16 protein-coding genes are annotated in these 21,715 nt (G+C 60.5%); 7 read left to right on the forward strand and 9 right to left on the reverse strand.

The genetic code is table 11. The annotated features are described in order from the left end of the window. Positions 1 to 112: 112 nt before the first annotated feature. On the reverse strand, positions 113 to 2,254 hold the full coding sequence (locus EI969_RS14655) for a cytochrome-c peroxidase (protein ID WP_178120684.1): 2,142 nt from the start codon (positions 2,252 to 2,254) through the stop codon (positions 113 to 115). A gap of 1,146 nt (positions 2,255 to 3,400) precedes the next feature. Between EI969_RS14655 and EI969_RS14660 the strand changes: the two genes are divergently transcribed. Then, on the forward strand, positions 3,401 to 5,182 hold the full coding sequence (locus EI969_RS14660) for a hypothetical protein (RefSeq protein WP_160388430.1): 1,782 nt from the start codon (positions 3,401 to 3,403) through the stop codon (positions 5,180 to 5,182). An 80-nt stretch (positions 5,183 to 5,262) separates the two neighbouring features. Here the strand turns inward: EI969_RS14660 and EI969_RS14665 are convergent, their stop codons facing one another. The 7 genes from EI969_RS14665 to bioB form a co-directional block, all read right to left on the reverse strand. Further along, entirely contained in the window at positions 5,263 to 7,068 is a 1,806-nt protein-coding gene (locus EI969_RS14665) for a phenylacyl-CoA dehydrogenase (RefSeq protein WP_160388431.1), read from the reverse strand. A gap of 275 nt (positions 7,069 to 7,343) precedes the next feature. Next, on the reverse strand, positions 7,344 to 7,640 hold the full coding sequence (locus EI969_RS14670; protein ID WP_160388432.1) for a pyrroloquinoline quinone biosynthesis protein PqqE: 297 nt from the start codon (positions 7,638 to 7,640) through the stop codon (positions 7,344 to 7,346). Between the two features lie 107 nt (positions 7,641 to 7,747). Further along, positions 7,748 to 8,428 carry a dethiobiotin synthase gene (gene bioD / locus EI969_RS14675; RefSeq protein WP_160388433.1) on the reverse strand — a complete coding sequence of 227 codons (681 nt, stop codon included), beginning with the start codon at positions 8,426 to 8,428 and terminating at the stop codon, positions 7,748 to 7,750. Then, a complete protein-coding gene (gene bioC, locus EI969_RS14680; RefSeq protein ID WP_160388434.1) occupies positions 8,425 to 9,237 on the reverse strand; it encodes a malonyl-ACP O-methyltransferase BioC in 813 nt (270 codons plus the stop codon). The genes bioD and bioC overlap by 4 nt, the downstream gene beginning before the upstream one ends. Further along, positions 9,230 to 9,961: an alpha/beta fold hydrolase gene (locus EI969_RS14685; RefSeq protein WP_160388435.1), complete on the reverse strand. Its 732-nt coding sequence runs from the start codon at positions 9,959 to 9,961 to the stop codon at positions 9,230 to 9,232. The genes bioC and EI969_RS14685 overlap by 8 nt, the downstream gene beginning before the upstream one ends. After that, positions 9,954 to 11,132 (reverse strand): 8-amino-7-oxononanoate synthase, encoded by a 1,179-nt coding sequence (gene bioF, locus EI969_RS14690; RefSeq protein WP_160388436.1) that lies wholly within the window; start codon positions 11,130 to 11,132, stop codon positions 9,954 to 9,956. The genes EI969_RS14685 and bioF overlap by 8 nt, the downstream gene beginning before the upstream one ends. Positions 11,133 to 11,252: 120 nt before the next feature. Further along, the gene (gene bioB, locus EI969_RS14695; RefSeq protein ID WP_160388437.1) at positions 11,253 to 12,308 is read right to left on the reverse strand and encodes a biotin synthase BioB; all 1,056 of its coding nucleotides are present in this window, start codon (positions 12,306 to 12,308) and stop codon (positions 11,253 to 11,255) included. Between the two features lie 93 nt (positions 12,309 to 12,401). Between bioB and EI969_RS14700 the strand changes: the two genes are divergently transcribed. The 5 genes from EI969_RS14700 (at position 12,402) to rarD (ending at position 18,210) form a co-directional block, all read left to right on the forward strand. After that, the gene (locus EI969_RS14700; protein WP_160388438.1) at positions 12,402 to 13,142 is read left to right on the forward strand and encodes a ComF family protein; all 741 of its coding nucleotides are present in this window, start codon (positions 12,402 to 12,404) and stop codon (positions 13,140 to 13,142) included. 63 nt (positions 13,143 to 13,205) lie between these two features. Beyond that, the gene (locus EI969_RS14705) at positions 13,206 to 13,970 is read left to right on the forward strand and encodes a TOBE domain-containing protein (RefSeq protein ID WP_160388439.1); all 765 of its coding nucleotides are present in this window, start codon (positions 13,206 to 13,208) and stop codon (positions 13,968 to 13,970) included. A 65-nt stretch (positions 13,971 to 14,035) separates the two neighbouring features. After that, complete coding sequence (locus EI969_RS14710) at positions 14,036 to 15,937, forward strand: PhoX family phosphatase (protein WP_160388440.1); 1,902 nt, start codon at positions 14,036 to 14,038, stop codon at positions 15,935 to 15,937. Positions 15,938 to 16,133: 196 nt separating this feature from the next. Further along, a complete protein-coding gene (locus EI969_RS14715) occupies positions 16,134 to 17,108 on the forward strand; it encodes a serine/threonine protein kinase (protein WP_160388441.1) in 975 nt (324 codons plus the stop codon). 214 nt (positions 17,109 to 17,322) lie between these two features. Then, the gene (gene rarD, locus EI969_RS14720) at positions 17,323 to 18,210 is read left to right on the forward strand and encodes an EamA family transporter RarD (RefSeq protein WP_160388442.1); all 888 of its coding nucleotides are present in this window, start codon (positions 17,323 to 17,325) and stop codon (positions 18,208 to 18,210) included. A 215-nt stretch (positions 18,211 to 18,425) separates the two neighbouring features. On the opposite strand, the gene EI969_RS14725 is transcribed toward rarD, so the two are convergent. After that, complete coding sequence (locus tag EI969_RS14725; protein WP_110661080.1) at positions 18,426 to 18,944, reverse strand: glycine cleavage system protein R; 519 nt, start codon at positions 18,942 to 18,944, stop codon at positions 18,426 to 18,428. Positions 18,945 to 19,490: 546 nt separating this feature from the next. Between EI969_RS14725 and EI969_RS14730 the strand changes: the two genes are divergently transcribed. Beyond that, positions 19,491 to 21,668, forward strand: coding sequence for a malate synthase G (locus EI969_RS14730; RefSeq protein ID WP_160388443.1), 2,178 nt, complete (start codon positions 19,491 to 19,493; stop codon positions 21,666 to 21,668). Positions 21,669 to 21,715: the final 47 nt, after the last annotated feature.

Genomic DNA, 21,715 nt, shown 5'->3' on the forward strand with positions numbered 1-21,715 from the left:
TGCCCACTACTGTAACGGCAGAAACCTCGATTTGCTGAGTGAAATACTGAGGTATTTGAAAAAGGGCGCCACTGGCGGCCATCAGTCGCCAGTGGCGCAAGGGGAAAACCTCTTACAGATCGTTGTTGAACGGTTGCAGCGGACCCTCCAGACGTGTGCGACCTTCCGCACCGACCGGTCTGAGCTGGATGTCGGCGTCCTGTGCCTGCCGGGTAGTGATCTTCGGACTGGCCGGTTTTTGCCCGACCGAGTTTTCATCACCCTTTTCGCCCTGTGGCAGTACCAGCGAAGGATGATCAAACGGCGCCCGCTCCCACGCCACTCGCGGATCGGTGAGCCCGACCTCCATGAACTTGACCAGCGCATCCACCTCATCCGGGGTCAGGTTCAGCCGGGTCATGTCCGGATCAAGATTGGAGCCGTTGTGCTGATTGACCGCAGGGTGCTCGAAGCCACTGGTATTGCTGGCATCTTCGCCACGCCGGTCGCCGCCGCGGTTGTAGAACTCCATCACCTGCTGCAGCGTTGCGCGACTACCGTTGTGGAAGTACGGCCCGGTCAACGCGATGTTGCGCAAGGTCGGCGTCTTGAAGGCGCCATCGACCGAGTCGCGGAAACCGACTTTGGGCTTGAGCGTCGCATCACAAGGTATGGCCGGACTCAAGGGCGCTTCGAAGGTGCACACATCAACTTCCAGCGGGTCAGGGATCTGGCCGCCCTGGAGCAAGGTGTTGTACTCGCGAGTGAAAGACAGCGGATTGCCCCAGGCATCCGTCCCGCCGAGTGCCAGGTCTTCCGAGGTCGGACGCACCCCTGTGTTGTAGAAGCCGTTGTCATAGAGCGTGGTCAGGTTGTCGGCCATGACCATCCGCTCGATACGCTCACGCGGGTGGAAGAGCAAGCGGCTTCCGGCGTTGGTCAACTCCGCGCCACCGTGGCAACTGACGCATTTGCCTTTGCCCAGGAACAGGTTCATGCCCTGGACCTGCTGCTCATTCATTGCGGTGTGATCACCCTGTAAGTAGGCATCCAGCGGCGCCTGGTCCGAGATCAGCGTGGACTCATACAACTGAATCGCCAACCCGAAGAACAGCGGGAAGTTCGCCTCCATCTGGGTGTATGGCGCGCCGCCCAGCGAGACCTGCTGCGTGGCATTCCACAGGCGCGGCTGGAACGCGTTTTTGATCAGTTCACGGTAAGTCGGCCGACGGGCACCGGAAACCGGCCCGAGTACCGAATCGCTGGACGAGATCCGTTGCTGCTTGAGCATCAAGGTGTCGAGCATGCGTCGGCCGATATCAGCGAAGGTACGCCCGCCGCAGGACATTTCCACCGGGCTGCCGGGAGGCCCTACCGCTTGCGAGGCGGCGGAGGCATCCTTGAGCGCCAGCCTGACCTTGGTCGCCACGCCACCGCGATCGCCGGTCACGAAAATCCCGGCGTCAGGGTCGCGATTGCCGAACGGTGAGAAACCGTTGAAGACGTTATTGGCCCGGCCATCCCAGAAGTTGCGCACGTTGAACGCGGCGTTGATCACCGTGGGTGCGTTGCGCCCGGTGCTGCGGCGAACGTTGATGCCGCCCACCTGGAAGATGCCGTCCGGTTGCTGGACGCACTTGTCGAAACGCGCCTGATGGGGCTTGACGAAGTTGGCGTCGAACACGCCTTGCGAACCGATCACATCGTCAGTCGAGAAGAGAATCGCCGAATTGCGATCCAGCGGATTGGCCAGCACATGGGTCGGGAAGTCGCTTTTCTTCAGCAGATAGTTCGGACCACCCTTGCCACCGGATTTGGTGGTGTAGGTCGGTACATCGCCCGGAATGTCGGAGGCGGTGAACGGTTTGTTGAAGATTGAGGAGACGTTCGCGTTGGTGTTCGCCTGGCCCGGGTTGATCTGGTTGGTGGTGCGGTGATCGACACCCGCGTGGAAGTGGCAGGACGCACAAGCGGTAGAGCCGTCACTGCCGATCTCCATGTCCCAGAACAGTGCCTTGCCCAGCAGCACTGCCGCCGGGCGATTGAGCACGTAGTCGGTCATCAGGTCGACTTTGCGCCCGCCTTCGGTTCCAGAAGGGTCGGGCGGCAGCAGCCCACGCAGCGATTGCAGAGTGGGCACGTCCGGTACGGGCGGATCGACCGCGACCGGGTCAGCAGCCCTGGCACTCACGACCGGTAGACCGATGGCCAATAGAGCGCCCGCCATCGCACAGGCAAAACGGGTAATTCGAAAGAGGCTCAAGTACTTGACCATCATGACACTCTCGATTCAGTAGGGAGTCGCCAGAATCCGTAATTATCCTGTTGGAAGATGAACTCATCGCCGAAACTTTGCTGCTTGCACGAATAGTTACCCCTACTCGAAATCGCTCGGGCAAGGCGAAGCTTGGCTGAAAAAGTACTCTCTTGGCTCAGGCTTGATTAAGACATTGCTCTGTCGCACCGACGGGTGCACTTAACTACACTCTAGCTGTAACAAAACATTTCAACAGAAAAAAACAATAATTTTTTATCCAGGCCTGCACAATAAAAACTGTGTTTGCAAAAACACCTGACAACACAAAAAAACTAAGACTAAAGACTGACCTCACATTTGGTTAACTTTCCCCCAATACTGGGTAACGCCCCCAGAGCCTTGCATAAAACGGCTCACACAAGAATCTTAAGCCAATGTTTTCAAAGCTAAATATATGTTCAGATTAATGCTTGAGAATTTGGCAGAGCAATTGCTTACTCATACTTCGCCGGGGCTAACGGCACTTACAATAATCGCCTGCAAGCCCAGACAATCAATAGGAGCCAACCATCACAAAACACAACTATTCCGCGCGTGCGCAAGTTGCACAGCGCGAGCTATGGGTTTTATTTAATATCAACACAAAACCACACGACCCATACTTCGATAAATTTTCTTGCGATTCCTTTTCGCCCAGAGTAGATATAGACAACATTTCTCATTCAGCACTTAGGACAGAACGCACCGCGCAAGTATCTAAACTTCACTTCGCACACTCCCTAACTTGGGCATGTATCCCCCCCTATGTTGGTGGATATTAATCCCGCAGTGTTGAGCGCAGTTCCATCCTTGGCCGCGCAGTCCGCATTCCAAGTGCATTGGCGGCTACTTGTATCAAATTGCTTCATAGCAGGCACGACAACTGCTTTGTACACCTCAGGCTCAAGGAATGTCTCTCGCGATTGCGCCCGTAACCGGCCGACGCAACGCAGGTTGAAAGCATCCAGAGGGAAAGTGTCGGGCCATACGCAGGCACTTGTCCGGTGGATCGAGCCCCAATTCGACACCCACGGCTTTGCGCTTTTCTTGCGCAGGATTCAGCGCATCAGCAGAGCTGCGAGTCGACTGGCCGGCCACTGGTCCTGCAATATTCTGGAGAGATCCATGAACCTATCCTTGTACGAAAAAACGCCCGCCATACCGCTGCTCCACAAACGATCCAACAGCATCTTCGGTCGTCATGCCCTGCTCGCCACTGCCGTTGCCGTCGCACTGGCCATTGGTGGTGGCGCAGATGCATTTGCCAAAAACGGAGCTGGCGGTGGTGGTGGCGGCGGCGGCGGGACTGCCAAGCCCCCAGCAGGGGCGACCTCGCCGTTCACGACACCCACACTGCCCGATCCGGTTTTTACAGACCCGACTGCGATTCATGGGTTCGACGTTACAGGCTTTATCCAGAACATGACGCTCGATCCCACCAATGTGAATTGCCCTGGCACCACTGACCCTGGCCGATATGGAGGTACCGTCCAACTGAACGGCGTAACGATTACCGTCCCTTGCAATACGGTCCTGCAAATGCCAGCCAATACCCTGACCTGGGCCGAGTTCGTCAGGGGCGGTACGCTGGCGCTCAACAAGGGACCGACTTCCTATCCGTCGTTCGAGATCCACGTGGTAGGTAACTCTGTGTCCAACAAACAAATAGCCGGGCTGATTTTTGTCTCCCAGCAAGCCGCGAATGCTGGTAGTGGGATCATTACCCGCATCGACTACACCAACGGCAACATCGAAGTTGACAGCGGTAATCCTCTGCTGCCCACGATCCTACAGATCAACGACCCGAATGGACGTTTTGGCCGCGCTCAAAGCCCCGACCCACGTTTCTCCGTCGATGATGCAAACCCGACTATCCACGCCGCAACCGGGTACCCGATGTGCGTGCCGCGCACGATTTCCGGGGACGATGCACTCTGCCCACAAAAAAACCGGCCAAAAGCGGTAACTCCGACCACGACCAACAACTGCCGCAACTTCGCCCAGGCGGGCGTAACGCCTCCGGCCAGCGGAGACCTTTCTCCTCCGGTGACGGGACAGACCTATTGCAGCCAATACGTCATGAAGAGACTCAGCGATGCTTCGCGTACGGCGACGGACCCCGACCCGTCTCAACAGGCCCCCTTCGAAGTCGGCGACTTCATCAGTTGGGCCGGCACCTTGTTCAAGTCCGCGACAACGGGGGCCCCGGACTTCATCTCTGCGCACACGATTGAGGCCAACGTGGGGATCTACACTCAGCCCGGTTCCCAACCGAGCTATCTATCTATCGGGGAATTTGGTGTCGGTACTGCCGACCCAGCGGTAACAGCAATCGGCGGTGGCGCCCAGGAAACCCAGGACCGGATTTTCCTTGAAGCTTCAACCACCGACATCAAGACCCCGGTCGACATTTATCTGATCGATGTCAACCCAACGACTGGCGCACAAACCAACCGCTGGGTTACACCCTATGAGATGACGGGTGAGTGCAATCCTGCGCTGGCCCTTGCGACCAGTTGCCTGGGCGCCACGGGTGGCATTACCACACAGAACACGGGCCCTCAGCCACAACGCGCCAGAGTTCGGGCGACCAAGGCACCCGCCGGGCTCTTGAGCCAGCCAACGCGTACCCTGCGGGTCGTTGCACGCTCAATGTGCGTTCCACAGCAAACGCTCTCGCAAGCGGGCGTGGACAGCTGCATCCAGAACGCTAGCAGGCTGACCGTAGCCAACGGGCTGGTCGCTGGGCAGTATGTGGCGCCGGTGTTTGAGTTCATCTTTCCGGAAGGCGTCAAGCCTGGTGATCCTGTTGTCCCGAACGACTTCTGGCATCTACCATTCATACGTAACGGAGAAGGCGCCAATACACCCGGAGGTGTCGGTCCTCTGGCTCCAACGCCATGGTGATCCGGGTCTGGTGACTGAGCAAAAAAAAACCGCCGCTTCCGAAAAGGAGCGGCGGTTTTTTTGAAGGACTGCGTTAAGGCTTAGTAGCCCAGGTCGAAGTTCTCTTCTTTCATGTCCATCAGGTTGTTGGCGCCCGACAGCATGGTTACGACGTGAGTGCGGGTACGCGGCAGGATGCGCTGGAAGTAGAAGCGCGCAGTCTGCAGCTTGGCGGTGTAGAACGCCTCTTCGGAAGTGCCGGCAGCCAGTTTCTCGGCAGCCAGGCGCGCCATGTCAGCCCAGAAGTAGGCCAGGCAGGCGTAACCGGAGTACATCAGGTAGTCCACGGAGGCCGCGCCGACTTCTTCGCGATCTTTCATGGCGGCCATGCCGACCTTCATGGTCAGCTCGCCCCATTCCTTGTTCAGTGCAGCCAGCGGAGCGACGAACTCTTGAACCGCTTCGTTGCCTTCGTTGGTCTGGCAGAACTTGTGGACGATCTTGGTGAAGCCTTTCAGGGCCTCGCCTTGGGTCATCAATACTTTACGGCCCAGCAGGTCGAGTGCCTGGATACCGGTGGTGCCTTCGTACAGCATCGAAATGCGGCTGTCGCGAACGTTCTGCTCCATGCCCCACTCGGCGATGAAGCCGTGGCCGCCATAGATCTGCACGCCGTGGTTGGCCGATTCGAAACCGACTTCGGTCATGAAGGCTTTGGCGATTGGAGTCATGAAAGCCAGCAGTGCGTCGGCTTTTTTCTTCTCTTCTTCGTCGACGCCGTATTTGACGATGTCGACCTGTTTGGCGGTGAAGTAAACCATTGCACGGTTGCCTTCGGCGAATGCCTTCATGGTCAACAGCATGCGGCGTACGTCAGGGTGCACGATGATCGGGTCAGCGGCTTTGTCCGGCGCTTTCGGGCCAGTCAGCGAGCGCATTTGCAGACGGTCGCGAGCGTATTTCAGGCCGCCCTGGAAACCCACTTCAGCGTGGGCCAGGCCTTGCAGCGCGGTACCCAGGCGTGCGGTGTTCATGAAGGTGAACATGCAGTTCAGGCCTTTGTTCGCCGGGCCGATCAGGAAACCGGTAGCGCCGTCGAAGTTCATCACGCAGGTGGCGTTGCCGTGGATGCCCATCTTGTGTTCCAGGGAACCGCAAGACACGGCGTTACGCGCGCCCACCGAACCATCGGCGTTCGGCATGAACTTCGGCACGATGAACAGGGAGATGCCTTTGGTGCCGGCCGGTGCATCCGGCAGGCGGGCCAGGACGATGTGGACGATGTTGTCGGCCATGTCGTGTTCACCGGCCGAGATGAAGATCTTGGTGCCGGAGACTTTGTAGGAACCGTCGGCCTGAGGTTCGGCCTTGGTGCGCAGCATGCCCAGGTCGGTGCCGCAGTGCGGTTCGGTCAGGCACATGGTGCCGGTCCATTCGCCAGTCACCAGCTTGGTCAGGTAAGTGTGCTGCTGATCAGGGGTGCCGTGCTCGGAGATGGTGTTCATCGCACCGTGCGACAGGCCCGGGTACATGCCCCACGACCAGTTGGACTCGCCGACCATTTCGCTGATCGCCAGACCCAGGGACTCCGGCAGGCCTTGGCCGCCGTGCTCTACGTCGTGAGCCAGGCTTGGCCAGCCGCCTTCGACGAATTGCTTGTAGGCCTCTTTGAAGCCAGTCGGGGTCTTAACGCCGGACTCGCTCCAGGTGCAACCTTCGAGGTCGCCCACACGGTTCAGCGGAGCCAATACCTGCTCACAAAACTTGGCGCCTTCCTCGAGAATGGCGTCAACCATGTCCGGGGTTGCGTCGGCGCAAGCCGGAAGGCTCTGATAGTGCGCTTCGTAGCCGAGCAGTTCGTCACGAACGAAGCGAATATCACGCAAGGGGGCCTTGTAGTCAGGCATAGCGATAAACCTCTGCTGATGTAACCGGGAATGAACGACCGCATGGATTTGTTGTTGCGATCAAACAGTTGTTTGAAACATACGTTTACGCCGAAATCTTGTCAAGCGTCGATCTTTTGCCGTTCGTCCCCACCTGTCCAGGTATCAGGCACGTGACCACGCAGTCGTTTTTTCAACGCATCCGGCCATGCAAAAAAGATTAGTTGAGGAAGAAGGGCTTACGCAGAAAAACGCCGCGAACAAGCGCGGCGTTTGAGAGGTGGTCCAGCGAGCAATCAGGCGTAGGTATCGATCAGGGTTCCGAGCACTTCGTCGGCTGCCTTGGCGACTTTCACGCCCAGCTCCGCCTGAATCTTGCCTTGGGACATCTCGACCACGCTACTGGCCAGGTCCGATTGCTGGCTACGGTCGACCGAACGCAAACGATCGACCTGCGCCTCGGAGGACTGGCTGGTGACCGAACGCTCGATGGTGGTGTTGGCGATCTGCCCGGCGGCTTGATCGATACGGTTCTGCCCAGTCTGAAGGGTGCTCAGACCGGCATAAAAAGCGGTGTTTCCTGAGATTTCCATGGGAGAACTCGTCCTTTCAAAGGATCAACAATGCCCATTGAAGCAGAGTGATCGGCAAAACACCCGACAAAAACACTAATGGCACAGTGCCCTGTCATAGGCAAAGCCTAGTCGAGCAGATCCAGCTGGAGATGTTCGGCCACGGCTTCAGCCGTGACTGATTTGAGTTTCGGCACACGCCCCAGGCATGGAGCCGGCAGGCGCTCGGCGAGCGTCGCGAGGTTTTCTTCAAGCCGCGAGGTTTTCGGGTCGATGATGTTTGCCACCCACCCGGCCAATTGCAGGCCGTCCCGCGCAATCGCTTCGGCCGTCAACAACGCATGGCTGATGCAACCCAGGCGCACGCCGACCACCAGTATGACCGGCAGCTTCAAGGCGATTGCCAGGTCGGACAGATTGTCCTGATCCGCCAAGGGTACGCGCCAGCCGCCGGCGCCTTCGATCAGCGTGAAATCCGCCTGCAGCCCCAGAATCTGCCGCATCGGCGCCAGCAACGATTGCACCGTCAGCGCCACGCCCGCCTCTCGCGCAGCCAGGTGCGGGGCGATGGCCGGCTCGAACGCCACCGGGTTGACCTGTGCATAGGTCAGCGGCAGCGAACACTGCGCCAGCAAGGCCAGCGCATCGGCGTTGCGCAGGCCTTTGGGCGTCACATCGCAACCGGAAGCGACCGGTTTGCCCGCCGCTGTGCTCAACCCCGCCGAACGCGCCGCATGCAGCAGCCCGGCGGCGACTGTGGTTTTACCGACATCCGTATCCGTGCCGGTGATGAAATAGGCTGCGCTCATAAGGGTTTCTCCAAAACGGCGTACACCACTTGATAAGTCGCCGGCAGCCCCCGGGCCTGACGAAACTGCTCATAAGCCTCGATCAACCCCATGATCCGCGCGCGGCCGGTCAAGCCGCCCGGTCGACCGGGGTTGAGGTTGTGCGCGCCCAGCGCCTTGAGCTCATGGGTCAGGCTGCGCACGTCCGGGTAATGCTGCACATGCGCAACGTTTTGCAGGCTGACCGTCCTCAAGCCGCTGGCCGCACACAACTGCTGATAAACACCAAACTCCCGGAAGCGATTGACGTGCACCATGCCATCGACTTCGCGCCAGCTGTCGCGCAATTCAAACAAGGTCCCTACACACAGACTAGCAAACGCGAAAACGCCACCCGGTTTCAGCACTCGAAAGGCTTCACTGAGCACCGATTCGAAGTCCGCGCACCACTGCACCGCCAGGCTGGAGAAGATCAGGTCGCAGGTCGAATCCCGCAGCGGCAAACGTTCGGCATCGCCGGCCACGAAGTGCGTGGCACCGCCCAATGGCCGGGCGTGGTTGAGCATGCCTTCGGCGATGTCCAGCGCCACGCCGTGACTGTCCGCAAATTGCTCACCCAGGGCACGACTGAAATACCCGGTGCCACAGCCAAGATCCAGCCAGCGCTGCGGGACGAAGTCCTGCGCCAGGCGCCCGAGCAATTGGCTGCCGACATCGCGCTGCAGCTCGGCCACGCTGTCGTAGCTGGCCGCCGCGCGGGAGAAAGACGCGGCTACCTGACGCTTGTCGGGCAAGCCGCCGGGCAGTTTGGGGAAGGAAAGATCAGTCATCGCCGCACTCATGCAAGAAGGCCTGGATCGCCCCCGCCACACCGTGGGGGTCTTCCAGGAGAAACGCGTGGCTGGCCTGCTCAATCAGACCGATTTCGACATCCGGCAGCAATGCCAGCAACTCGCCCGCCGCTTCCGCCGGCACCAGCCCATCGAGGCCGGCGAACAAATGCAGTTGCGGGCCGCGGAAAGATTGCATTGCCTGGCGGGTATCCAGTTGCGCCAGCACCTGCAGGCCACTGAGCAACACCGGCGCGGCAGTGTTCGGAGCGCCACCGAGCAACAATCTCGACAATCCGCGCGGGTCTTCGGCGCCCTGGGCGCAAAGCAGTGAAAAGCGTTTCAAGGTCGCTCGCGGGTCGGCTGCACATCCGCTCAGAAACGCATCGAAGGTTTCCCCGGACATGGCGGCTGCCCATTGTTCATGAGCGACAAAAGAAGCGTTGCTGGCCAGCGTAAACACGCCACAGCAGCGATCGCCCCGCCGGGCCGCCAGTTCGCAGGCGAGCATGCCGCCCAGTGACCAGCCACCCAACCAGGCGTCCTGCGGCAATGTCGAATCGAGCTCATCGAGCCATTCTTCAAGATCGCTCGACTCCAGGTCGGGCAATGGCTCGATCTCGACGCGCAGGCGCTCATCCAGGCCGCTCAACGCCGCCGCCAGGGGCTCCAGCGGTGAAACGCCAAGGCCCCAGCCGGGCAGCAGAATCAGACGATCACGCATGGCTTGGCTCCGGCTGCAGTTGTTGAAAACAATCGGCCAGTGCGTTTAACAATAGCTGTACCTGAGCTTCGCTGTGTGCAGCCGTCAGCGTGACCCGCAGTCGGGCGCTGCCGGCGGGCACGGTCGGCGGGCGAATCGCGGTCACCATCAACCCGCGTTCACGCAGCATTTGCGAAAGACGCACCGCGCGCCCGGCGTCGCCGATCATGATCGGCTGGATCGGCGTGGAGCTGTCCATGAGCTCCAGGCCAATCTGTTCGGCACCGTCACGGAACTGGCGGATCAGCGTCTGCAAATGCTCGCGCCGCCAGTGTTCGCTGCGCAGCAACTCCAGGCTCTTCAGGGTGGCGCAGGCCAGCGCCGGTGGCTGGCTGGTGGTGTAAATGTAGGGCCGCGCAAACTGGATCAGGCTCTCGATCAACTCTTCGCTACCGGCGACAAAAGCGCCTGCCGTACCGAAGGCCTTGCCGAGGGTGCCGACCAGCACCGGAACGTCATCCTGGCTCAAGCCGAAATGTTCGACGACGCCGCCACCGTTGGCACCCAGCGGGCCGAATCCATGGGCATCGTCGACCATCAGCCAGGCACCTTTGGCCTTGGCCTCGCGGGCCAGCGCTGGCAAGTCGGCGATATCGCCGTCCATGCTGAACACACCGTCGGTGACGACCAGTGTATTGCCGGTGGCTTTTTCCAGGCGTTTGGCCAGGCTCGCAGCGTCGTTGTGCAGATAACGATTGAACCGCGCGCCGGACAACAGCCCCGCGTCGAGCAGCGATGCATGATTGAGCCGGTCTTCGAGCACCGTATCGCCCTGCCCCACCAGCGCCGTGACCGCGCCGAGGTTGGCCATGTAGCCGGTGGTGAACAGCAGCGCACGCGCACGACCGGTCAGCTCGGCCAGGGCTTCTTCCAGTGCGTGGTGCGGGCTGCTGTGGCCGATGACCAAGTGCGATGCCCCACCGCCCACTCCCCACTTCGAAGCACCGGCACGCCAGGCTTCGATCACTTGCGGATGATTGGCCAGGCCCAGGTAGTCGTTGTTACAGAACGCCAGCAGCGGCTGGCCATCGACCACCACTTGCGGCCCCTGCGGGCTTTCGAGCAGCGGACGCTGGCGGTAGAGGTTTTCGGCACGACGGGCAGCAAGGCGTGCGGCGAGATCGAAAGACATGCAGGCCTCGAAAGTCAGATCGTAGGAGCCGGCTTGCTGGCGATGGCTTCGCCTCGGTCTATCTGGATAGCCGTGGTGACGCCATCGCCAGCAAGCCGGCTCCTACAGGTTCAGCGTTGATTAGACGGCAGCGTTATAGAACTGCTCGCTGCTCTTCTGCTCCACCAGCGCCTGTTCGATCGCGGCCTGATGCACCTCGTCGGCGTGCTCTTCGCGGGCTTCCGGCAAGATGCCCAGGCGCGAGAACAGTTGCATGTCCTTGTCGGCCTGCGGGTTGGCGGTGGTCAGCAGTTTGTCGCCGTAGAAAATCGAGTTGGCGCCGGCGAAGAAGGCCAGGGCCTGCATCTGCTCGTTCATCGCTTCGCGGCCGGCGGACAGGCGCACGTGGGATTGCGGCATCAGGATGCGCGCGACGGCGAGCATGCGGATGAAGTCGAAAGGGTCGACGTCGTCGGCATTTTCCAGCGGCGTACCGGCAACTTTCACCAGCATGTTGATCGGCACCGACTCCGGATGCTCCGGCAGGTTGGCCAGCTGGATCAACAGGTTGGCGCGGTCGTCCAGCGACTCGCCCATGCCGAGGATGCCGCCGGAACAGATCTTCATCCCGGAATCACGCACGTAGGCCAGGGTTTGCAGGCGCTCGCCGTAAGTGCGGGTGGTGATGATGCTGCCGTAGAACTCCGGCGAGGTGTCGAGGTTGTGGTTGTAGTAGTCGAGGCCGGCCTTGGCCAGCGCTTCGGTCTGATCCTGATCCAGGCGACCGAGGGTCATGCAGGTTTCCAGACCCAGGGCTTTCACGCCTTCGACCATCTTCAGAACGTAAGGCATGTCCTTGGCCGACGGATGCTTCCACGCCGCGCCCATGCAGAAGCGGGTCGAACCGATGGCCTTGGCGCGAGCGGCCTCTTCGAGGACCTTCTGCACTTCCATCAGTTTTTCTTTTTCCAGCCCGGTGTTGTAGTGACCGGACTGCGGACAATATTTGCAATCTTCCGGGCAGGCGCCGGTTTTGATCGACAGCAAGGTGGAAACCTGGACGCGGTTGGCGTCGAAATGCGCGCGGTGCACCGTCTGCGCCTGGAACAGCAGGTCGTTGAATGGCTGAACGAAGAGTGCTTTGACTTCGGCCAAAGTCCAGTCATGACGCAGGGTTGCAGTGGTGCTGGCGCTCATGGGCGTATCCTTTGAATTATGCTTTGGCTTGCGGCTGGGTAATGGAATGTCACAGTCGCCTCACAGATGTTTCGGCATATTTAAGGAAGAGCGATGCGCTGTCAACCGCGATACGAAGGACCGGTTTACATCTGGTCAAAAAACAAACAATCATGTCTTTTGTGCGATGAACCGGCCGACGGCATCCAGCCTGTCTGCACGGCCTGCGAAACCGAGTTGCCCTGGCTCGGTGATCACTGCCAGACCTGCGCCCTGCCGCTCCCGGCCGCGGGCCTGACTTGCGGCCATTGCCTGAGGCTGCCGCCCGCCTTCGAACAGGTGATTGCACCCTGGACCTACAGCTTTCCGGTAGACAGCCTGATCACCCGCTTCAAACACAACGCGAAGTGGCCGTTTGGCCGCCTGCTCGCCGAACTTCTCGCTCAATTCCTGCAACATCGCTTCGAAGAAGATCTGCGGCGACCCGAGCTGCTGATGCCGGTACCGCTGGCCAACCGGCGCCTGCGCCAGCGCGGGTTCAATCAGGCGGCGATGCTGGCCCACTGGTTGAGTGATGCCCTGGAGATTCCTTGCGACGAACGGTTGCTGCTGCGGACCCAGGACACCGATGCCCAACAGGCCTTGAACGCCGAAGCCCGCCTGAAGAACCTGCGCAACGCTTTCGCCCTGGCACCCGGCGCCGTCGTCAAAGGCCGGCACCTGGCCCTGGTCGACGACGTACTCACCACCGGCGCCACGGCCCAGGCCCTGGCTCGCCTGCTGATGGACGCCGGGGCGGCGAGGGTCGACGTCTATTGCCTGGCCCGCACACCCAAACCCGGCGAAACACCCTGACTTGACTCGCAGGGCCCAAGCGGCCAACGTCCCCACCATCGTCACAGCCCAAAGCGACTTGCCATGTCCTTGCCTACCTTGTTGTCCCAGCACATTGTCCGCCGCCCGCAGCGCATCGCCCTGCTGCAGCACATCGCCGAACAGGGCTCGATCACCCGCGCGGCAAAGAGCGCGGGCCTGAGCTACAAGGCTGCCTGGGATGCGATCGATGAACTGAACAACCTGGCGCAGAAGCCTCTGGTGGAGCGGATAGTCGGTGGCAAGGGCGGTGGGGGCGCGCGCCTGTCCATCGAAGGCGAACGAGTGTTGCGGCTGTACCAGAAGCTGCAAGCCTTGCAGGCTCAAGTGCTGGAAGCCGCCGAAGACGCGAGCGACCTCGACCTGCTGGGGCGCCTGATGCTGCGCACCAGCGCGCGCAATCAGTTGCACGGCAAGGTGATGGCGATCGAGCCTCAGGGGCGCAACGACCTGATTCGCCTCGAAGTCGCCGAGGGCCTGATCGTTGATGCGCAAATCACCCACGACAGCACCGAGCGCCTGGAGCTGCAAATCGGCACCGAAGTCGTGGCACTGATCAAGGCCGGCTGGCTCGATGTGCTGGAAATCGATTCCGCCGAAACGCCGGGAAACAATTGCCTGAAAGGCACCATCGAGAAAATCCTCGACGCCGACGATGGCCCCAGCGAAGTGCGCATCATCCTGCCCAACGGTCTGACACTCTGCGCCCTGGACGAGCCGGAGCATTTACAGGCATTGGGGCTGACGTGCGGCAAACCGGTGCGCGTGGAGTTCTCGCCATCCAGGGTTCTGCTGGGTACGCCGCTTTAAGCAAACTGCAACAAAAGGTTCATTACTCATCATTAAGGTGTCTGCAAAACCGCAGGGAGCCTGAAATGAGCCTATTAGAAGAAAACCAGTCCACAGACCTCGAAACCATGGTCGGCCTCAGCCGTCGCGGCTTCATCAGCGCAGGTGCCCTGTGCGGCGCCGCGATGTTCCTCGGCGGCAACCTGCTGAGCCGCAGCGTGATGGCCGCCAGCGTCAGCGCCGGTAACAGCCAGTTGCTGGGCTTTGACAGCATTGCCGCCGCCACCAGCGACGCCATCACCCTGCCAGCGGGCTACAAGTCCTCGGTGCTGATCAGCTGGGGCCAGCCTCTGCACAAGGACGGCCCGGCGTTCGATCCGAGCGGCAACGGCAGCGCCGAACATCAGGAAGCCCAGTTCGGCGACAACAACGACGGCATGAGCCTGTTCGAATTCCCGGGCGAAAAAGACCGGGCGCTGATGGCGATCAACAACGAATACACCAACTACCGCTACCTCTACGCCCACGGCGGCATGCCGCAATCGGCGCAGGAAGTGCGCAAGGCGCTGGCCTGCGAAGGTGTGTCGGTGATTGAAGTGCAGCGCAAGAACGGCCAATGGCAATTCGTCCAGGGCTCGCGCTACAACCGCCGCATTCACGGCAATGCGCCGATCACCATGAGCGGTCCGGCTTCCGGTCACGCACTGCTGAAAACCAGCGCCGACCCGCACGGCAAGAACGTTCTCGGCACCTTCCAGAACTGCGCCAACGGCAAGACGCCGTGGGGCACCTACCTGACCTGTGAAGAGAACTTCACCGACTGCTTCGGCAGCAGCAACGCCGAGCAGAAATTCGACCCGGCGCAGAAACGCTACGGCGTGGTGGCCACCAGCAAAGAGATCAACTGGCACCCGCACGACGAGCGCTTCGACATGGCGAAGAACCCCAACGAACTCAACCGTCACGGCTGGGTGGTGGAGATCGATCCGTTCGATCCGAAATCGACGCCGGTCAAACGCACGGCCCTGGGACGCTTCAAGCACGAAAACGCCGCCCTGGCCGAAACAGCAGACGGCCATGCCGTGGTGTACATGGGCGACGACGAGCGTGGTGAGTTCATCTACAAATTCGTCAGCCGCGACAAGATCGACCACAAGAACCCCAAGGCCAACCGTGACATTCTCGATCACGGCACCCTGTACGTTGCGCGTTTCGATGCCGGCGACGGCAACGCCGATCACCCCAAAGGCCAGGGCGAATGGATTGAACTGACCCACGGCAAAAACGGCATCGACGCCAGCAGCGGTTTTGCCGATCAGGGCGAAGTGCTGATCCACGCGCGTCTCGCCGCCAGTGTGGTGAAAGCCACGCGCATGGACCGCCCGGAATGGATCGTGGTCAGCCCCAAGGATGGCCAGGTTTACTGCACGCTGACCAACAACGCCAAGCGCGGCGAAGACGGACAACCGGTGGGCGGGCCGAACCCGCGCGAGAAAAACGTCTACGGGCAGATTCTGCGCTGGCGCACCGAACGCGACGATCACGCCTCGCACACCTTTGCCTGGGACCTGTTCGTCGTCGCCGGTAATCCGGGGGTTCACACCGGCACACCAAAAGGCGGATCGTCGAACATCACGCCGCAGAACATGTTCAACAGCCCGGACGGCCTGGGTTTCGACAAGGCCGGACGCTTGTGGATTCTCACCGACGGCGACTCGAGCAACGCCGGAGACTTTGCCGGCATGGGCAACAACCAGATGCTCTGTGCCGACCCGGTAACCGGCGAGATTCGCCGCTTCATGGTTGGCCCGGTAGGTTGTGAAGTGACGGGGATCAGCTTCTCGCCGGACCAGAAAACCCTGTTTGTCGGGATTCAGCATCCGGGTGAAAACGGCGGCTCGACCTTCCCCGAGCACCTGCCCAATGGCAAGCCGCGGTCTTCGGTGATGGCCATTTCGCGGGAAGATGGCGGGATCGTCGGCGCCTGACAGGCCCTCATCGCGAGCAAGCTCGCTCCCACAGGATTGGCGCGATTTCAAATCTGGCGCATGACCTGTGGGAGCGAGCTTGCTCGCGATGGCGTCAGCACAAACAACGCACATCTCAAGCCCACCCCCTAAAGCCCCGCCGTCTGCGCTACCATGCCTGGCCGGACGCAGCAGCCTGCTGCGCGCAGGAGTCAGCATGGCCCACCCGTTTGAAACCCTTACGCCAGACCTCGTGCTCGATGCCGTCGAAAGCATCGGCTTTCTCAGCGACGCGCGCATCCTGGCGCTCAACAGCTACGAGAACCGCGTCTATCAGGTCGGTATCGAAGACGCCGAGCCACTGATCGCCAAGTTCTACCGGCCGCAACGCTGGACCAACGAAGCGATTCTGGAAGAGCACCAGTTCACCGCCGAACTCGCCGACTGCGAGGTGCCGGTTGTGGCGCCGTTGATTCATAACGGTGAAACCCTGCACGAACACAACGGTTTCCGTTTCACCCTGTTCCCCCGCCGCGGCGGCCGCGCACCGGAGCCGGGCAACCTCGATCAACTTTATCGCCTGGGCCAGTTGCTCGGGCGCCTGCACGCGGTCGGCTCGACCCGGCCGTTCGAGCACCGTGAAGCGCTGGCGGTGAAAAATTTCGGCCACGATTCACTCAAGACCCTGCTCGACGGCAACTTCATCCCCCGCAGCCTGCTGCCGGCCTACGAGTCGGTGGCCCGTGATCTGCTCAAGCGTGTGGAAGATGCCTACAGCAACACGCCACACCAGAACATCCGCATGCACGGCGACTGTCACCCCGGCAACATGATGTGCCGCGACGAGATGTTCCATATCGTCGACCTCGACGACTGCCGCATGGGCCCGGCGGTCCAGGACATCTGGATGATGTTGGCGGGTGATCGTCAGGAATGTCTGGGGCAGTTGTCGGAATTGATGGACGGCTACAACGAATTCCACGACTTCGACCCCCGTGAACTGGCGCTGATCGAACCACTGCGCGCCCTGCGCCTGATGCACTACAGCGCCTGGCTCGCCCGCCGCTGGGAGGATCCGGCGTTCCCCCGCAGCTTTCCGTGGTTCGGCACCGAGCGTTATTGGGGGGACCAGGTGTTGGCGTTGCGCGAGCAACTGGCCGCGCTCCAGGAAGAACCACTGAAACTCTTCTAACCCACCCGCCCCCTGTAGGAGCGAGCCTGCTCGCGATGGACGCAAGGGCAACGCGTTTATCCAGACAGCACGCGTTATCGTTGACGTTCATCGCGAGCAGGCTCGCTCCTACAGGTATCGATGTTCACAAATGACTTACCTATTCAGTCAGGACATTCGCAGACAAATCTCCTTACAATCCCCTCTTTGTTAGCTGCCTAAGCAAGGATTCTGCATGCAAGCCGCCAACCCGCGTCGCGGGTACATTCTGGGCCTGAGTGCCTACATCATCTGGGGACTTTTCCCGCTCTATTTCAAAGCCATCGCCAACGTGCCCGCCGTGGAAATCATCATCCACCGGGTGCTGTGGTCTGCCCTGTTCGGCGCTTTGTTGCTGATGGTCTGGAAGCACCCCGGCTGGTGGCGCGAGTTGCGGGAGAATCCGCGACGGCTGGCGATCCTGGCCCTGAGCGGTACGCTGATCGCGGCCAACTGGCTGACTTACGTCTGGTCGGTGAACAATGGCCGCATGCTCGAGGCCAGTCTCGGTTACTACATCAACCCGCTGGTGAACGTGTTGCTGGGCATGCTGATCCTCGGCGAACGGCTGCGGCGCATGCAGTGGATTGCCGTCGGCCTGGCGGCGGTGGGGGTGGCGCAACAGGTCTGGCAAGTCGGCAGCCTGCCGTGGGTGTCGCTGGTGCTGGCGCTGACCTTTGGTTTCTACGGGCTGATTCGCAAGCAGGCACCGGTCAAGGCACTGCCAGGGTTGGTGGTGGAAACCTGGATGCTGGTGCCGATCGCCATTGCCTGGTTGCTGTTCAATCCGACCGCCCATAGCGCTCAGGCCGAATTCTGGACCACGTCAGAAGCCTGGTGGCTGGTGGCGGCCGGGCCGGTCACGCTGGTGCCGCTGGTCTGCTTCAACGCTGCTGCACGGCATTTGCCCTACACGACACTGGGCTTTCTCCAGTACCTGGCGCCGACACTGGTGCTGCTGCAAGCGGTGCTGCTGTTCGGTGAACACTTGTCGTCCAGCACATTGGTGGCCTTCATCTTTATCTGGGCCGGCCTGGCGGTTTACAGCGTCGATGCGTGGATAAGTTTGCGCCGCCGCAGCTGATCAAAAAACATACAAACCTCCGCAGGCCACATATCTCGTGGCCTGCACCATTCCTTCCCAAGGTTATCCACAGCGTGATCCCCGCCAAATGTGTGCAAGTGGCTGAAACTGCTGGTTTTTTGATCAGATCCTGAAGAACCCCGGCCGGCGTGGGCTGGCGGGGAGTCTCTACAGGTTATCCACAGGCGAGTGCACGTTTAACTTGGATAACCTTTTCAGGGGTCGCTGCGCAGCACCAACTCGACCATCAGATCGTCGGCCAGGGTTTCCAGGCGCGATTGCAGCACGTCCAGCGACAGCGTCAACGGGACGGCAAGAATCGCTTCGGCATGGAACAACGGCTCGCTGCTCATCGGTGCCGGGCGCACTTCGGTGACCAGCCGCTCCAGGTTCACCCCTTGCTCGCTCAACAAGCGGGTGATGTCACGCACGATCCCCGGACGATCATTGCCCACCAGTTCCATGGCAATCGGCTTCCAGGTGCAGGATTGTTCGATACCGCTTTCGGCGATCAACACGCGAATGCCATGGGCGGACAAGCTTTGCAGGGCATCGACCAATTCATCGTAAGCCTCGGCCGGCACGCCCACTCGAAGAATCCCGGCGAATTGCCCGGCCATGCGCGACATGCGGCTTTCCAGCCAGTTGCCGCCATGCTCGGCAATGCATTGGGCAATGCGCTCGACTTGCCCGGGCTTGTCCGGTGCGAAAACGGTGAGTACGAGGTGGTCCATGGCGCAGCCCTCTGGTCATGACTTTTGTTATAGAGAACCAAGTATAGGCAAGGGTTGTTTCTGCGCTGAATCGACTGACGCCATCGCTGGCAAGCCAGCTCCTACAAAATAGCCAAATCCCCTGTAGGAGCCGGCTTGCTGGCGATCCGACACACCGCCGAGCTAAAGCCAGCCAACAAATCGTGTACAACTTTTGATATTTAACTGGAACAATCAACCAGTTTTTTGAGAACATCCTGTTCCGCGCCGTGACCGCAATGCGTCACGGGGTCGCAGAACGACGTGATTAGTCTAATTTTCACAACCGCAATTCATCATGTAGTATGCCGCAGCGCGCACTACATAACGTTGGATCGATGTCTGCCGCAGGCACGTTCGCAACCCTGAAAGCCCTGTCAGCAAGGCCCCAAGCCGTTGATTGGTCCCAACCCAGCCGCCCGTCATGGGCATGTACTGGTAGAGGGGTTTGTGGTTTAAATGGCCAAAGGCTTCATTGTTAAATTGAAGAGCTGAAAAGCGAAATAGCTGAGCAGAGTGAGGCAAGCAATGACTGAACACGTTCAAGTCGGTGGCCTGCAGGTCGCCAAAGTCCTGTTCGACTTCGTGAACAACGAAGCCATTCCCGGTACCGGCCTCACCGCCGACAAGTTCTGGGCCGGTGCCGACAAGGTCATCCATGACCTGGCGCCGAAGAACAAAGCCCTACTCGCCAAACGCGATGATTTCCAGGCTCGTATCGATGGCTGGCACCAACAGCGTGCCGGTCAGGCGCACGACGCCGTGGCTTATAAAGCCTTCCTGCAAGACATCGGTTATCTGCTGCCAGAAGCGGCCGATTTCCAGGCAACGACGCAAAACGTCGATGACGAAATCGCCCGCATGGCCGGTCCACAACTCGTGGTGCCGGTGATGAACGCCCGCTTCGCGCTCAACGCCTCGAACGCCCGCTGGGGTTCGCTGTACGACGCGCTCTACGGCACCGACGCCATCAGCGAAGCCGACGGCGCGGAAAAAGGCAAAGGCTACAACAAGGTGCGCGGTGACAAGGTCATCGCTTTCGCCCGTGCCTTCCTCGACGAAGCGGCGCCATTGGCCGCCGGCTCCCACGTCGACTCCACCGGCTACAAGATCGTCGACGGCAAACTGGTGGTCGCCCTTAAAGGCGGCAGCAACACCGGCCTGCGCAACGACGCGCAACTGATCGGTTTCCAGGGCGATGCTTCGGCACCGACCGTGATCCTGCTGAAAAACAACGGCCTGCATTTCGAAATCCAGGTCGACGCCAGCACCCCGGTCGGCCAGACCGACGCGGCCGGCGTCAAAGACATCCTGATGGAAGCCGCGCTGACCACCATCATGGACTGCGAAGACTCGGTTGCCGCCGTCGACGCCGATGACAAAGTGGTGATCTACCGCAACTGGCTCGGCCTGATGAAGGGCGACCTGTCGGAAGAAGTCGCCAAGGGTGGCAAGACGTTTACCCGCACCATGAACGCCGATCGCACCTATACCGGTGTCGACGGTAACGCGGTAAACCTGCACGGCCGTTCGCTATTGTTCGTGCGCAACGTCGGTCACCTGATGACCATCGATGCGATCCTCGACAAAGACGGTAACGAAGTACCGGAAGGTATTCTCGATGGCCTGGTGACTTGCCTCGCATCGATGCACAACCTGAACGGCAACACCACGCGCAAAAACACCCGCACCGGCTCCATCTACATCGTGAAGCCGAAGATGCACGGTCCTGAAGAAGCGGCGTTCACCAACGAACTGTTCGGCCGCATCGAAGACGTGCTGGGCCTGCCACGCAACACGCTCAAAGTCGGGATCATGGACGAGGAGCGTCGCACCACGATCAACCTCAAGGCCTGCATCAAGGCGGCGAGCGAGCGTGTGGTGTTCATCAACACCGGTTTCCTCGACCGCACGGGCGACGAAATCCATACCTCCATGGAAGCCGGCCCGATGGTGCGCAAGGCGGACATGAAGGCGGAAAAATGGATCGGCGCCTACGAGAATTCCAACGTCGATATCGGTCTGAGCACCGGCCTGCAAGGTCGCGCGCAGATCGGTAAAGGCATGTGGGCCATGCCGGACCTGATGGCGGCGATGCTCGAGCAGAAAATCGCTCACCCGATGGCCGGTGCCAACACCGCCTGGGTACCATCACCGACCGCTGCTGCGCTGCACGTGCTGCATTACCACAAGGTTGACGTGTTTGCCCGTCAGGCTGAACTGGCCAAACGTGCCCATGCTTCGGTAGACGACATCCTGACCATCCCGCTGGCGGTGAACCCGCAGTGGACCGCCGAACAGATCAAGAACGAACTGGACAACAACTCCCAGGGCATTCTCGGTTATGTGGTGCGCTGGATCGACCAGGGCGTCGGCTGTTCGAAAGTGCCGGACATCAACGACGTCGGCCTGATGGAAGACCGTGCAACGCTGCGTATTTCCAGCCAGCACATCGCCAACTGGCTGCGCCATGGCATCGTCACCGAAGAGCAGGTCATGGAAAGCCTCAAGCGCATGGCGCCAGTGGTTGACCGCCAGAATGCCGGCGACGCACTGTACCGTCCGCTGGCCCCGAACTTCGACAGCAACATCGCCTTCCAGGCGGCGGTCGAACTGGTGGTCGAAGGCACCAAACAGCCGAACGGTTATACCGAGCCGGTCCTGCACCGTCGTCGTCGCGAGTTCAAGGCGAAGAACGGGTTGTAAACCAGCTCTCTGCACAGCAATCCCCCGGTTGAAAAACCGGGGGATTT

Origin of the sequence: Pseudomonas sp. PB101, assembly GCF_009764265.1 — a bacterium.
GTDB lineage: Bacteria > Pseudomonadota > Gammaproteobacteria > Pseudomonadales > Pseudomonadaceae > Aquipseudomonas.

Bases quoted from the DNA above. Each gene is read 5' to 3' on its own strand.
- EI969_RS14655 (WP_178120684.1), bottom strand. From the start codon at position 2,254: ATGGTCAAGTACTTGAGCCTCTTTCGAATTACCCGTTTTGCCTGTGCG.
- EI969_RS14660 (WP_160388430.1), top strand. From the start codon at position 3,401: ATGAACCTATCCTTGTACGAAAAAACGCCCGCCATACCGCTGCTCCAC.
- EI969_RS14665 (WP_160388431.1), bottom strand. From the start codon at position 7,068: ATGCCTGACTACAAGGCCCCCTTGCGTGATATTCGCTTCGTTCGTGAC.
- EI969_RS14670 (WP_160388432.1), bottom strand. From the start codon at position 7,640: ATGGAAATCTCAGGAAACACCGCTTTTTATGCCGGTCTGAGCACCCTT.
- bioD (WP_160388433.1), bottom strand. From the start codon at position 8,428: ATGAGCGCAGCCTATTTCATCACCGGCACGGATACGGATGTCGGTAAA.
- bioC (WP_160388434.1), bottom strand. From the start codon at position 9,237: ATGACTGATCTTTCCTTCCCCAAACTGCCCGGCGGCTTGCCCGACAAG.
- EI969_RS14685 (WP_160388435.1), bottom strand. From the start codon at position 9,961: ATGCGTGATCGTCTGATTCTGCTGCCCGGCTGGGGCCTTGGCGTTTCA.
- bioF (WP_160388436.1), bottom strand. From the start codon at position 11,132: ATGTCTTTCGATCTCGCCGCACGCCTTGCTGCCCGTCGTGCCGAAAAC.
- bioB (WP_160388437.1), bottom strand. From the start codon at position 12,308: ATGAGCGCCAGCACCACTGCAACCCTGCGTCATGACTGGACTTTGGCC.
- EI969_RS14700 (WP_160388438.1), top strand. From the start codon at position 12,402: ATGCGCTGTCAACCGCGATACGAAGGACCGGTTTACATCTGGTCAAAA.
- EI969_RS14705 (WP_160388439.1), top strand. From the start codon at position 13,206: ATGTCCTTGCCTACCTTGTTGTCCCAGCACATTGTCCGCCGCCCGCAG.
- EI969_RS14710 (WP_160388440.1), top strand. From the start codon at position 14,036: ATGAGCCTATTAGAAGAAAACCAGTCCACAGACCTCGAAACCATGGTC.
- EI969_RS14715 (WP_160388441.1), top strand. From the start codon at position 16,134: ATGGCCCACCCGTTTGAAACCCTTACGCCAGACCTCGTGCTCGATGCC.
- rarD (WP_160388442.1), top strand. From the start codon at position 17,323: ATGCAAGCCGCCAACCCGCGTCGCGGGTACATTCTGGGCCTGAGTGCC.
- EI969_RS14725 (WP_110661080.1), bottom strand. From the start codon at position 18,944: ATGGACCACCTCGTACTCACCGTTTTCGCACCGGACAAGCCCGGGCAA.
- EI969_RS14730 (WP_160388443.1), top strand. From the start codon at position 19,491: ATGACTGAACACGTTCAAGTCGGTGGCCTGCAGGTCGCCAAAGTCCTG.